Source organism: Micromonospora sp. NPDC049359, from assembly GCF_044466585.1.
Taxonomy (GTDB): domain Bacteria; phylum Actinomycetota; class Actinomycetes; order Mycobacteriales; family Micromonosporaceae; genus Micromonospora.
The window spans coordinates 1,145,385-1,158,560 of record NZ_JBITMW010000001.1 but is presented as its reverse complement, the minus strand read 5'-3'; the positions used below and the strand labels follow the sequence as shown (position 1 = coordinate 1,158,560).

At 70.4% G+C, this 13,176-nt stretch carries 11 protein-coding genes; 6 read left to right on the top strand and 5 right to left on the bottom strand.

Annotated elements, in window-relative coordinates:
• The 3 genes from ACIBTX_RS05385 to ACIBTX_RS05375 form a co-directional block, all read right to left on the bottom strand.
• Positions 1-1,515, bottom strand: coding sequence for a glycosyltransferase family 87 protein (locus ACIBTX_RS05385; RefSeq protein ID WP_396832072.1), 1,515 nt, complete (start codon positions 1,513-1,515; stop codon positions 1-3).
• 196 nt (positions 1,516-1,711) lie between these two features.
• Positions 1,712-4,522 carry a transglycosylase domain-containing protein gene (locus ACIBTX_RS05380; RefSeq protein ID WP_396832071.1) on the bottom strand — a complete coding sequence of 937 codons (2,811 nt, stop codon included), beginning with the start codon at positions 4,520-4,522 and terminating at the stop codon, positions 1,712-1,714.
• 197 nt (positions 4,523-4,719) lie between these two features.
• The gene (locus tag ACIBTX_RS05375; RefSeq protein WP_357131351.1) at positions 4,720-5,175 is read right to left on the bottom strand and encodes a DUF5318 domain-containing protein; all 456 of its coding nucleotides are present in this window, start codon (positions 5,173-5,175) and stop codon (positions 4,720-4,722) included.
• 175 nt (positions 5,176-5,350) lie between these two features.
• On the opposite strand from ACIBTX_RS05375, the gene ACIBTX_RS05370 reads away from it, so the two are divergent.
• Positions 5,351-5,989 (top strand): PadR family transcriptional regulator, encoded by a 639-nt coding sequence (locus tag ACIBTX_RS05370; protein WP_355048596.1) that lies wholly within the window; start codon positions 5,351-5,353, stop codon positions 5,987-5,989.
• Positions 5,990-6,012: 23 nt separating this feature from the next.
• The gene (locus tag ACIBTX_RS05365) at positions 6,013-7,092 is read left to right on the top strand and encodes an inositol-3-phosphate synthase (RefSeq protein WP_357131347.1); all 1,080 of its coding nucleotides are present in this window, start codon (positions 6,013-6,015) and stop codon (positions 7,090-7,092) included.
• Between the two features lie 147 nt (positions 7,093-7,239).
• Here the strand turns inward: ACIBTX_RS05365 and ACIBTX_RS05360 are convergent, their stop codons facing one another.
• Positions 7,240-7,719: a methylated-DNA--[protein]-cysteine S-methyltransferase gene (locus tag ACIBTX_RS05360; protein WP_357131344.1), complete on the bottom strand. Its 480-nt coding sequence runs from the start codon at positions 7,717-7,719 to the stop codon at positions 7,240-7,242.
• Positions 7,720-7,788: 69 nt separating this feature from the next.
• Between ACIBTX_RS05360 and ACIBTX_RS05355 the strand changes: the two genes are divergently transcribed.
• From ACIBTX_RS05355 to ACIBTX_RS05340, 4 genes are read left to right on the top strand one after another with little or no spacing between them, the layout of a single operon-like run.
• The gene (locus ACIBTX_RS05355) at positions 7,789-8,307 is read left to right on the top strand and encodes a SigE family RNA polymerase sigma factor (RefSeq protein WP_357131341.1); all 519 of its coding nucleotides are present in this window, start codon (positions 7,789-7,791) and stop codon (positions 8,305-8,307) included.
• Complete coding sequence (locus ACIBTX_RS05350) at positions 8,304-9,416, top strand: hypothetical protein (protein ID WP_396832070.1); 1,113 nt, start codon at positions 8,304-8,306, stop codon at positions 9,414-9,416. Before ACIBTX_RS05355 ends, ACIBTX_RS05350 begins: the two co-directional genes overlap by 4 nt.
• A gap of 40 nt (positions 9,417-9,456) precedes the next feature.
• A complete protein-coding gene (locus tag ACIBTX_RS05345) occupies positions 9,457-9,978 on the top strand; it encodes a hypothetical protein (protein ID WP_357131797.1) in 522 nt (173 codons plus the stop codon).
• Between the two features lie 28 nt (positions 9,979-10,006).
• On the top strand, positions 10,007-11,503 hold the full coding sequence (locus ACIBTX_RS05340; RefSeq protein ID WP_357131335.1) for an SPFH domain-containing protein: 1,497 nt from the start codon (positions 10,007-10,009) through the stop codon (positions 11,501-11,503).
• Between the two features lie 105 nt (positions 11,504-11,608).
• On the opposite strand, the gene ACIBTX_RS05335 is transcribed toward ACIBTX_RS05340, so the two are convergent.
• Positions 11,609-13,069, bottom strand: coding sequence for a CCA tRNA nucleotidyltransferase (locus tag ACIBTX_RS05335; protein ID WP_357131332.1), 1,461 nt, complete (start codon positions 13,067-13,069; stop codon positions 11,609-11,611).
• Between the last annotated feature and the right edge of the window lie 107 nt (positions 13,070-13,176).

The following is a 13,176-nucleotide window of genomic DNA, read 5'->3' as shown; positions in this document are numbered from 1 at the left end:
TCAGGTGGCGGTGGCGGTGGCGGTTTCGGGCTCCGGGTCGGGATTGGTCGCGGGGCGGCGCCAGCGGTCCAGCCAGGGGGCGTCCGGTGCGCCGTCCAGTACGCCGCCGTCCGGGTCGTCGGCGTAGGTGGCGCGTACCGCGTCCTGCTCCGGGTGCAGGATCTCCCGCACGACAAGCACGCACAGGGTCACCACGGTCGCCAGCCGCAGCGTCGAGGCCAGCACGAACACCCCTTCGGGGAAGACGGGACGGCTGGTCGCCGCGCCCAGCAGCTCACCGTAGAAGGCCACGAAGTAGCAGACCTCGGCGAGTTGCCAGGCCAGGAAGGCACCCCACTTCGGCCGGGCCAGCACCACCAGCGGCAGCATCCAGAGCACGAACTGCTGGGACCAGACCTTGCTGAAGATGAGGAACGCGGCGACCACCAGGAAGGCGAGCTGGGCGAGCCGCGGCCGGCGCGGGGCCCGCAGCGCCAGCACCGCCACGCCGATGCAGGCCAGCCCGAACAGGGCGTACGAGATGGTGTTGAGGGTCGGGATGTTGGTGTTCAACCATTCGAACGGGCCCTGCTCGCCGGGGTCGTTGCCGACCTTGCCGTCGAGGTAGCGCCCGATGTACCAGAGCGTGCCCCAGTCGATCGGCCGAGTGGTGTTCAGCTCGAAGAACCGACCCCAGTTGTCCGGGTTGGCGCGGTAGGCCGGCAGGTTCACCAGCACCACGGCCACCACCGCCGCGCCGAGCGCGGTGAGCGCGGCGCGGAGCCGGTTGGCCCGCAGCGCCAGGACGAGGATCGGCCCCAGCAGGAACAGCGGCCAGAGTTTCGCCGCGCCGGCCAACCCGAGCAGCATGCCGGCCACCACCGGTTGTCGCCGGGCCCAGGCCAACAGACCGAACGCCGCCAACCCGATGGCGAGCAGGTCCCAGTTGACGGTGGCGGTGAGCAGCAACGCCGGGGCGAGCGCGAACAGGGCGGCGTCCCAGGGTCGTCGTCGGCGCAACGCGAGGATCACCGCGACGGTGGCCACGGCGAGCGCGCCCAGCACGAGCGCGTTCAGGTTGTAGAACCACTGACCCTGGTTGATGCTCGGGTCCCCCTTGCCGATCGCGTGCACCGGCAGACCGAGGGCGCCCATGAAGTAGCCGGTGAGCACCGGGTACTCCACCGGGTGATCCCGGTAGGGCACCTTGCCCTCGTTGAGGCCCTCGGCGTAGTAGAGGGCGAGGACGTCCGTGTAGCAGAACCGGTTGTACTGGACGTTGTTCTGCCACGCGCCGTCCTGACACGGGGACTTCTGCACCCAGTGCAGCGCGAGCGTGAGGCAGGCCAGCGCCAGGACGATCCGGACGGCGGTCCAGAATCGTCGTTCCTGCCCGGCCGGCCGGTCCAGTGCCGTCGCGTGGTCGCCCAGCGGTCCGCCGATGGCGCCGGACAGGCCGCGAACGAACCCGTCGGAGCGGGACGGGTGGTCGGTGGTTCCGGCGTCGTCGATGCCGGGCGTCGACTGGGTGCTCATAGAGAGGCATCCTGCCGTACTCGCAGCGGTGCGTCATGTACTCGTGTACCCGTCGAGGTCACAACCCGCACCGTCGACAAGCGACAAGTGCCCGGTGCCACTACGTCAACCGCCGGCCGGACAGGTCGTCCGGCCGGCGGCGGCGGGTGCGCTGTGGCTCTTGTTCCAGGGTGCTCAGTGGCAGGTCGGGTGGCGGTTAACCGTTCGGACCGCCGGGACCACCGGGACCACCCGGCCCACCCGGCCCACCCGGGTTGTTCCCGCCGGGGTTGCCGTCGTTGCGGGGGCAGAACGGATTGGTCAGCGGGTCACACGGCTGCCCCGGCTGGCCGGGCTGACCCGGGGGCGGCGGCGGTGGCGCGGCCGGCTCCTTGCCGTTGCCCTTGGTGATGTCGCCCTCACCGGTGACGGTGGGCAGGGGGATCTCCTCCTGACCCTTGAGGGCGGTGTTCATGTACTTCTCCCAGATCGGGCCGGGAAGGGTCGAACCGCCGATGGGCTTACCGCTCGCGAGACGGATCTCGGGCTTCTTGATGTCCCGACTGCCCACCCAGACGGCCGTGGCGATCTGCGGGGTGTAGCCGACCGTCCAGGCGTGCGCGTTGTCCTTGCTGTTGTACTCCCAGGTGCCCGTCTTGGCGGCGGCCTGGCGGCCGCCTTCCAACGAGAGATTGTTGGGCGCGGGAATCTGCTTCAGGACCGCGGTGACCTCGTCGGTGACCTTCTTGTCGATCCGCTGCTCGGGCTTGATGCGCTCGCTGCCGACGACCTTCCACTTACCGTTGCTCTTGTCCTGCTGCTCCACCTTGATGACGAAGTGCGCCTTGATGTACTTGCCGTCATTGGCGAACGTCGCCATCGCGTTCGCGTGGTCGAACACGGTGAGCGGGTACTTGCCGAAACCGGTGTAGTTGTCGAACGGATTCGGCCCCTTCTTCGACAGGTCGAACGCCTGCGGCGGGTCGACTCCCCACATGGTGGTCACGCCGGCCTTGTGCGCCATGTCGACCACCTTCTCGGCGCCGATCTCCTTGGTGACCCAGTAGAACGGCACGTTGTACGACTGGATCGTCGACTCTTCGAGGGTGCAGTACTTGCCGCACTTGAGATTGGTCCGGCCGGCGTTACCGATCGCGACCTTGGAACCCTCGGGCTTGTACGGCGTGGGGTCCCAGTGCGACTTCACCGAGATGCCCGCCTCGATCGCGGCGGCCAGGGTGTAGACCTTCATCGACGAGCCCGGAGCGTGACCGCCGGCCAGGTCGCCGTTCTTGTCGGTGTTCTTGCCGGCGTAGTCGAAGTCGGCGCCACTGTCACCGCCGTAGTAGGCGAGCACCCGGCCCTTCTTCGGGTCGATCGAAACCACCGCCGCCATCAGGTTCTTGGGCTGGTCGTTGAGCTCCGAGCCCTTCTTCGACTGCATGGCGACGTTCTCGGCGGCCGTCTGGAGCTTCGGGTCGATGGTCGTGGTGATCCGGTAGCCGCCGTCGCGCAGCGCGTCGACACAGCTCGTCTTACCCTCCGCGCCGCTGTCGGAGCAGAGGCCCATCGCGTCCATCTCCTGACGGACGTAGTTGATGACGTTGCCCCGAGGGCTGTCGACGCCGAAGCCGTTGCCGCCCTTCTTCGGTGGCAGCACCTTCGGGTACGCGATCGGGGCGGCGGGGTCCAGCCACTTCTCCTTCTTCATCCCGTCGATCACGTAGTCCCACCGGGTCTTCGCGTCGGTCGGGTTGACCGCCGGGTCGTAACCCTTGTGGGTGTCGGTCGCCACCGGCTGCTTGATCAGCGCCGCCAGGACCGCGCCCTCGGCGGGCGTGAGCTTGATCGCCGGCTTGCCGAAGTACGTCTGTGCCGCCGCCTCGATGCCGTACGCGCCACGTCCGAAGTAGATGACGTTGAGGTAGTGCTGCATGATCTCCGGCTTGCTGTACGCGTCGTTCAGCTTGGAGGCGAGGATGGCCTCCTTGACCTTGCGGCCGTACGTGTCGTCCTGGAGATTCTCGAACGCGTTGCGGGCGTACTGCTGGGTGATCGTCGACGCGCCCTGCTTGTCACCGTTGGAGACGTTGTTCCAGGCGGCACGGACGATGCCCTTGTAGTCGACGCCGGAGTGCCGGTAGAAGTTCCGGTCCTCGGCTGCGGCCACCGCGTGCTGCACGTGCTCCGGAATCTGGTCGATGGTGACGAAGGTGCGGTTCTCGCTGCCCAGCCTGGCCAGTGTGGTCTTGCCGTCCTTGGCGTACACCGTGGTGGACAGCGGCAGCGGCAGTTCCTCGGGCATGACCACGTTTGTCGAGTAGTAGGTGAACCCGACCACGCCGGCACCGGCGAGCATGATGAAGACGGCGAACCCGGCGATCAGCAGGTTCATCCGCTTGCGCTTCTTGGCCCGCGCCGCCGCGGCGGGGTCACCCGCGCCGCGACCGCCCCGGCCACCGCGACCGGGCCCGTTCGGTCCGCCCGGGCCATTCGGACCGCCGGGACCACCCGGCCCGCCGGAGACCGGCGAGACGCTCGCCCGGGCGACCGCGGCACGGCCACCCACCGACGCGGAGCCGACACTGGCCCGGCCCGCCGAGGCGGCGCCGACGGCGGCGGTGCCCACCCGGGCCCGACCGGCGGGCGCTCCCGGCGCAGGGGACACCGGGACGGAGGCCCGTCCGGCGCCGGCGCGACCCGCGGCCGCACCCGGTGCCGGCGACACCGGCACCGAGGCCCGACCGCTGCGGCCGGGCGTGGCCGAGCCCACCGACGCGGATCCGGCGGCAGCGCCGGGGGGCGGCACGGAGGCCGAGCCACCGACCGACGCGCGACCGCCGGCGGCTCTCGGTGTCACCGAGGCCCGGCCGGGGGGCGCCGCGGGCTCCGCGGAGGACCAACCGCCCGCGCGGGAGTCACCGCCGGGTCTGCGGTACGCGTCGTCCGCGCCCGGTCCGGGGTCACCGTCCGGGCCCGGGTACTGGGCCCGACCGCGCGCGGAGCTGGGATCGCCGTACGAGTTCATTCTTCACACCCTGCCGGTCGCGGTGGGGCGCGACAGCGCCGCCACCGGGTTGCCGTGAGTTGCTTCACCCGGACCGCCGGCACGAGGGTGCCGGTTCGCCAGGGTCATTGCCGAATCAATCGGGCTAATCGGACCAACGAGTGGTCGGCCGTCCCGGGTCATGTCCCCAGCCCCGGAGCCGGTCCAACCCGCTGAGATCACCGTTGCGCCTCTCGCCTCCGCCGACCCACGCCTTCGGTGGCCGCGGCGTCCTGCCCGTCAGCGCCAACACCGTCGCCGTCGCCGGTGAGACCGTCCCGGCCGAGCAGGTACTGCTCGACGAGATGGTTCCAGTCACAGCCGAGGCACACCTCCACCACGAAGACCTGGAACTCACGTAGCGTCATCGCCAGTACGGGCAGCTCGGCGAGCGTCCGGGCCTGTCCGGCGGACTGCTTGAGTTCGTCCCCGTAAATGTAGTGGACCAGGGTCAGATTCTCGCTGCGACAGATGGGGCAGCGCAGGTCGGTCGGCTCACCGTGGAAGCGTGCAGCGTTCTTCAGGTACGGCGACGCGTCACACACGTCGTACGTACCGATGCGGCTGGCCATCAGCTCACGCAGCACTGCTCGCTTCTGAAGCGAGTAGTCGACGATCTGGCGCTGCGTACGCATGCGGTGAAGGGTACGCGGTCCGGCCCGACGAGGCGACCACGGTCACGATGCGTGACGGAAGCACCCCGGAACGGGGGTTTGCCCTGGCCGGCGGCAGCCGCTAACGTGCGATGTATCGGTCCGATACATCGCGGCGGTTACCGCTCCGCGCCGGAGGGTAAAGGGAGGGTGGCCCGTGCTCGAATTCGCCATCCTCGGCCTCCTGCAGGAGTCTCCGATGCACGGCTATGAGCTGCGCAAGGAGTTGACCGCCAAACTCGGCGCGATCCGGGCGGCGATCAGCTACGGCTCGCTCTACCCGACCCTGCGCAGGTTGCAGGCGGCGGGCTGGATCACCGAAGCCGCCGAGACACCCGCCACCGCCGAGGAGGTTCCCGCGCTGACCAGCCGACGAGGTCGGGTGGTCTACAAAATCACCGCGGAGGGCAAGGAACGCTTCGCCCAGCTCATCGCACAGGCCGGGCCCGAGACGTACGACGACACGGGTTTCGGTGTGCACTTCGCGTTCTTCGCCCGGACCGACCAGGCGACCCGCCTGCGCATTCTGGAGGGTCGCCGCCGCAAGATCGAGGAACGTCGTGAAGGCCTTCGCGACGTGCTGGGCCGGGCGGCCGAGCGCCTCGACGCTTACACCTTGGAACTGCAGCGCCACGGCCTGGACGCCTGTGAGCGTGAGGTCCGCTGGCTGGAGGAGCTCATTGCCAACGAGCGCTCCGGCCGAGCCCCGACGGTCCCCCACCTGGGGACAGCCGGTGGCCGACGAGAAGACAACAGCCCGCCTCCGCCTGGAGAGACCAGGAAAGAGCGGCCGTGACAGAAAAGAAGGAGGCAGACGCTATGGGCTCCGTCCGCGTCGCCATCGTCGGTGTGGGTAACTGCGCCTCGTCCCTGGTTCAGGGCGTCGAGTACTACCGCAACGCCGACCCGAACGACCGCGTCCCGGGTCTCATGCACGTCACCTTCGGCGACTACCACGTCTCTGACGTTGAGTTCGTCGCGGCGTTCGACGTCGACGCCAAGAAGGTGGGCATGGACCTCGCGGAGGCGATCGTCGCCAGCGAGAACAACACCATCAAGCTCTGCGACGTGCCGCCGACCGGCGTGTCCGTGCAGCGCGGCCCGACCTTCGACGGTCTGGGCCAGTACTACCGCGAGATCGTCGAGGAGTCCGACGCCACCCCGGTCGACGTGGCCCAGGCGCTGCGCGACGCGCAGGTCGACGTCGTCGTCTCCTACCTGCCGGTCGGCTCCGAGCAGGCCGACAAGTTCTACGCCCAGGCCGCGATCGACGCCGGTTGCGCGTTCGTCAACGCCCTGCCGGTCTTCATCGCCTCCGACCCCGAGTGGGCGCAGAAGTTCACCGATGCGGGCCTGCCGATCGTCGGCGACGACATCAAGAGCCAGGTCGGCGCCACCATCGTGCACCGCGCGCTCGCGAAGCTCTTCGAGGACCGCGGTGTCGAGCTGCTGCGCACGTACCAGCTCAACTTCGGCGGCAACATGGACTTCATGAACATGCTGGAGCGCAACCGCCTGGTCTCGAAGAAGATCTCGAAGACCCAGTCGGTGACCTCGCAGATCCCGCACGAGATGAGCAAGAGCGACGTGCACATCGGCCCGTCGGACCACGTGCCGTGGCTGGACGACCGCAAGTGGGCGTACATCCGCCTGGAGGGTCGCTCCTTCGGCGACACCCCGCTCAACGCCGAGCTGAAGCTCGAGGTGTGGGACTCGCCGAACTCGGCCGGTGTCATCATCGACGCCGTCCGGGCCGCGAAGATCGCGCTGGACCGCAAGATCGGCGGCCCGATCCTGTCGGCCTCGTCGTACTTCATGAAGTCCCCGCCGGTGCAGTACGCCGACCACGACGCCCACCAGGCCGTGGAGGAGTTCATCGCCGGCGAGGTCGAGCGCTGACCCGCTGAACCACCAGCACGGCCGAGGGTCGGGTCCGACAGGACCCGGCCCTCGCCGCGTTCGGGCACTGCCGGTGCGGCGATCGGTGGCAGCCCAGCAGCACCCTGTTCGGCGTGTCGCGTCGCTCAGCAGCCAACGAGCAACGAGTCAGGACCAGGCCTGCCGCAGAGCCACCCCCGCCTCCAGCTCCAGCAACCTGACCTTGCGCGGCAGGCCGCCGCCGAAACCGACCAGCTTGCCGCCCGCGCCGACGATCCGGTGACACGGCACGATCACGGGGATCGGGTTGCGGTTGCAGGCCACCCCCACCGCCCGTGCCGCTCCGGGATCGCCGACCAGCCGCGCCACCTGGCCGTACGTCAGCGTCTCGCCGTACGGAATGCGGGTCATCTCCCGCCACACCGCCCGCTCGAACTCGGAGCCGCGCGGGGCCGACAAGGGAACCGTGAACGCGGTCAACGCACCCGCGAAGTACGCCCGCAGCTCGGCCACGACCTGCCGGGACAGCGGATCGCCCGGCTCCTCGACGGCCGTGTCCACCCGACCGAAGTGGGCTCCGCACACACTCGTGCCATCGGTGGCCACGGAGAATTCCCCGATCGGCGAGTCGAGCACAGTCCAGCGCACAAACCCATTGTCCCCCGCGACGAGGCAAAGTTCCGCTGCCGCTCGGCGTCTGAACTACGGAGGTGGGCGGTGGCGGAGGTCGACGGGGAATTCACCACGTTCGTTGAGGAGCGGGGTGCCGCCCTGCTGCGCGTCGCGTACGCGCTGGCCGGGAACCAGCACGCGGCGGAGGACCTGCTGCAGAACGCGCTGGCGAAGGCGTACGCCCGCTGGCCGCGGATCAGGGGCGATGCCGAGCCGTACGTCAAACGCATCCTCTACCACGATCAGGTGTCCGGCTGGCGACGACGAGCGCGGCGCAGTGAGGTGCCCGTGGCCCAGGTGCCGGAGCTGGCGGCAGCCGACGACGACGGCAGCGAAACGGATCTGCGCCTGCTGCTGCTGGAGGCTCTGCGGGCGCTGCCGCCACGGCAACGGGCCGTGCTGACGCTGCGCTACCTGGAGGACCTGAGCGTCGAGCAGACCGCGGCACTCCTCGGCTGCCGGGCCGGAACGGTCGCCAGCCAGAGCTCCCGGGCGCTGGCCCGGCTCCGACGCCTGGTGCCGGGGTTGGACGAGCTGACCGACCGCCCGGGGGTGACGCGATGACCACGCATCTGGACGAGATGCTCCGCCGGGCCGTCCGCGACCTCGCCAACGGCGCCGCACCCGCTCCGGGCCTCGCCGGCCAGGCGCTCAGCCGGGGTCGCCGGCTGCGCCGTCAGCGACGACTGGTCATCAGCGCGGCGGCAATGGTCGCGATCGTCGCGACGGCCGTGCCATTCGTGCTGCTCCGACCCCGACCGGCCCCGAACCCGGCGACGCCGCCCCCGACCGTGACTCCCTCACCCTCGATCACGGCGTCGCCCTCGATCCGGCCCACCCCGGGAGCGAACTGGGCTGCCGCGCCGCTGGTGCTGCCCGGTAACTGGGTGGTGACCCGGGCACAGTTCGCCGGCGGGTCGGGCGGCGGATTCCTGCTGGACCGGAGCCGGGGCCGCTACGTGCCCACCGACCGCTACGACGCCATCTTTCCCGCACCTGCCGGGTCTCTGGTGGCGGTCATCGAGGAAGACCGTCCACGCGAGGTCGGCCTCGTCGACATGGCCACGGGAAAGACCCGCTGGCACGAGGTCGGCCGTGCGCTGAACCGCCCGACCTGGTCACCGGACGGTCGCCGCCTCCTGTTCACCACCACCGCGCTGGACCACTTCGGCTTCGTCGTGGTCGAGCGGAACGGCACGAAGCGTACCCACGAGGTGTCCCGGAAGAATTACTTCTGCACCGACCAGTGCTCCTTCGTCTGGACCCGGGACGGCCGGGAGGTGGCACTGCCACAGACCGCCCAGGGCAAGCCACGGTCCGAGGCGGTCCGGCACCCCCGAAGTGGCGTGCAGATGTTCTCCGCCGACGACGGACGACCGACCCGGTCGGAGCCGCTACCTGGCGATCCCGCCGGACCGTGGGCCTGGTCGCCGGACGGGCGCCTGGTCGTCGTGCAGGGCCAACAGGAGCCGCTGCTGGTGGAGACCGCCACCGGGCGGGTCGTCAATCCGCTGCCGGTCGCCGACGCCGCCTGGGTCGAAGACGACCGACTGCTCTACCGGCAGCCGTACCAGGGTGACGTCGTGCTGGCCGACACGACGGGGCGCGAACTCGTCCGCCAGCCGCTGCCCGAACAGCTGTCCGAGTTGGAGGTGAGCGTGGCGCCTCGTTGAGCCGATCGACCGTTCATCGGCGTTGCGCGGCGTCGATACCGTGCAGGTCGTGGCCACGGGGACGCTCATCTTTCTGATCATCGGTGGGGCCGGCGTCGCGGTGCTGGCGCTCGCCCTGCTCGGTAGCGGGCTGCTCCACTTCGGACACCCGGACGTGGACGGCCCGATCTCCACCGAGACGGTCGCCGGCTTTGCCGGAGCGTTCGGCTTCGGCGGAGCGATCGTGAACGAGTTGCTGGGTGCCCGTACCCCCGGGATGATCGCGGGCGCGGCGGCCGGCGGTGTGCTCGCGGCCGTGCCCACCGCGTGGCTGGCGTCGCGCTTCAGTCGGGCGGCGCGCAACATGCGCACCGACGCCACCCCCACCCGCGACGACCTGGTCGGCGCGCTCGGCCTGGTCGTCACGCCAGTGCCCCTCAACGGGTACGGCGAGGTGCGGGTACGCGTCGCCGGCCAGCCGATCAAGCTCAACGCCCGCGCCGACCAGCCGATCCCGCTCGGCGCGCAGGTCTTCGTCGTGCAGGCGCTGAGTGAGACAAGCGTGCACGTCGAGACGTACTGATTCCTTCTCGTAGACAGGACCCCCCTTCATGCCCCTGTTGATAGCTGTCGTGGGCGCGGTCGTCCTCGCGCTCGTCCTGGTGTTGTTCGTGCTGTCCCGGATCAAGGTGGCCGGGCCGAATGAGGCATTCATCGTCACGGGCCGCAAGGGACGCACCACGCACACCGCCGACGGCGGCCGGTCGACCGACACCTCCGGGCAGAAGGTGGTGCTCGGCGCCTCGGTCTTCGTGCTCCCGGTGGTGCAGAAGCTCCAGTCGCTCGACCTGTCCAGCCGACGGATCGACGTCGGCATCCGGGGCGCGGTCAGCAAGCAGGGCATCCGTGCCGACCTGCACGGCGTGGCGATCGTCAAGGTCGGCGGCACCGAGGACGCGATCCGGGCGGCCGCCCAGCGGTTCCTGCACCAACAGGACGAGATCGACAATTTCACCCGGGAGGTGCTGGCGGGCGCGCTGCGTTCGATCGTCGGCCGGCTCACCGTCGAGGAGGTCATCCGGGACCGGGCGGCGTTCGCCAGCGCCGTGGCCGAGGAGGCCGAGCACTCGATGACCAACCAGGGTCTGGTGCTCGACACCTTCCAACTCCAGGACATCCTCGCCGAGGGCTCCTACCTGCAGGACCTGGGCCGCCCCGAGGCCGCCCGGGTGCTCAAGGACGCGGCCATCGCCGAGGCGCGGGCCCGGCAGCAGGCCGAGCAGGAGCGGCTGCTCGCCGAGGAGGCCATCGCCGAGGCGAACCGCAACCTGGCCCTCAAGCAGGCCGGCATCCAGGCGGAGATCGACGCGGCGAAGGCCAGGTCGGCCGCGGCCGGGCCGCTCGCCCAGGCGGAACGGGACCAGGCCATCCTCTCCGAGCAGCAGAAGGTGGCCGAGCGCAACGCCGAGCTGAAGCAGCGCCAACTGGACACCGAGGTGCGCAAGCCGGCCGACGCCGCCCGGTACAAGGTGGAGCAGGAGGCCGAGGCGGCCCGCAACGCGGCGGTGCTCAGCGCGGACGCGCAGCGCCAGGCCGTCATCGCCGCCGCGCAGGCCTCCGCCGAGCAGGCGCGGCTCACCGGTGAGGGCGAGCGGGCCCGACGGGCGGCCCTCGCCGAGGCGAACGCGATCGAGGGCGCCAAGGAGGGTGAGGCCGAGCAGCGGCGGCGTTCCGCGATCGCCGAGGCCGTCGAGCGCGAGGGTCAGGCCGAGGCGGCGGCCATCCTGGCCCGGGGTGGGGCCGAGGCCGACGCGATGGCGCGCAAGGCCGAGGCGTTCGCCGCGTACGGCGAGGCCGCGGTGCTGGACCTGCTGGTCAAGGTCCTGCCGCAGGTCGTCGAGGCGGCCAGCGCTCCAATCGGGGCGATCGACAAGATGACGGTCATCTCCACCGACGGCGCGTCGTCGCTGACGAAGTCGGTGGCCGGCAACGTGGCGCAGGGTCTGCAGCTCGGCAGCGACCTCACCGGCATCGACCTGGCCGGCCTGCTGGCCCGCCTCGGCTCGGCATCCACGAACGGAGCAACCAAGCCCACCCTCGACGCCTGAGGCGTAAGGAAGGGCCCCCTATACAACGCCAGGCGATAACAGGGGGCCCTTCCTTACGCTTTGCCGGCGTTCGGTGGGGCTCGGCGCGACCGGGGGTGGGGCAGGTTAGGGGATCAGGCCTTCGGCGCGGGCCCAGCGCAGCAACTCCGCCTCGGCGGCGTCGCGGTCCAAGGGGCCGTGCTCCAGGCGCTGTTCCTTGAGGTGCTTCCAGGCCCGCCCGACGATCGGCCCCGGAGGTACGCCGAGCAGCTCCATGATCGCGTTGCCGTCCAGGTCGGGGCGTACCCGGGCCAGATCCTCATCGGCGGCGATCCGGGCGATCCGCTCCTCCAGCGCGTCGTAGTCGGCGGCGAGCTGGGCCGCCTTGCGACGGTTGCGGGTCGTGCAGTCCGAGCGGGTCAGCTTGTGCAGCCGGGGCAGCAGGTCACCGGCGTCGGCGACGTAACGGCGCACCGCCGAGTCGGTCCACTCGCCCCGGCCGTACCCGTAGAAGCGCAGGTGCAGCGCGACCAGCGCGGTCACCTTCGCGGTGATCTCCTTGGGGTACCGCATCGCCTTCATCCGGGCCTTGGTCAGCCGGGCGCCGACCACCTCGTGGTGGTGGAAACTGACCCGGCCGTCGGACCCGACGGCCTTCGTCGCCGGTTTGCCCGCGTCGTGCATGAGGGCGGCCATCCGCAGGACGAAGTCGCAGCCCTCCTCCTCGTAGGAGACCGCGTTCTCGACCACCGTCAGCGTGTGCTCGTAGACGTCCTTGTGCTGGGCGTGCTCGTCGATCTCCAGCTTCAGCCCGGTCAGCTCCGGCAGGAACCGTTCGGCCAGACCGGTGTCGACCAGCAGACGCAGCCCGGTGATCGGGTCCGCGCCGCAGAGCAGCTTGGTGAACTCGTCACGGATCCGCTCGGCGGTGATCCGGTCCAGGTCGGCGGCCATCTCGGTCATCGCGACGTGCACGTCCGGGTGGACGGCGAAGCGCAGTTGGGCGGCGAACCGGGCGGCCCGCAGCATGCGCAGCGGGTCGTCGCCGAAGGATTCCCGCGGGGTGCTGGGGGTACGGATGACCTGCGCCGAAAGGTCGGCCAGCCCACCGTGCGGATCGGTGAAGCGGTGGTCCGGCAGGCTGACCGCCATCGCGTTGATGGTGAAGTCGCGCCGCTTCAGGTCCTCGTCGAGGCTGGTGCCGTACACCACCACCGGGTTGCGGCTGACCTGGTCGTACGACTCGGCGCGGAAGGTGGTGACCTCCAGCCGGAGGCCGTCGCGCTGGGCGCCGATGGTGCCGAACTCGCGGCCGGTCTCCCAGATCGACTCGGCCCAGCCCTTGATGATCCGCAGCGTCTCGTCGGGGTGGGCGTCGGTGCAGAAGTCGAGGTCGTCGCCGAGTCGGCCGAGCAGCGCGTCGCGTACCGAACCGCCCACCAGGTGTAGCTCGTGGCCGGCACGGACGAAACGGCGGCCCAGCTCGTCGGCGACCGGGGAGACCCGGAGCAGTTCGGCGACGGCGTTGCGCTGCGCGGCGGTGAGGTCGCGGCGGTCGGCGGCGTGGGGAGCGGAGGCTTCGGACATGGGATCGCCAGCCTATCGGGCCGGGGTGTGATCCGATCCGCCGGGCGCGGGTAACGGGTGCGGGTTGACTAAGGTCTGTGACGTGCGGGTCGGTGCCCGGCTCGACG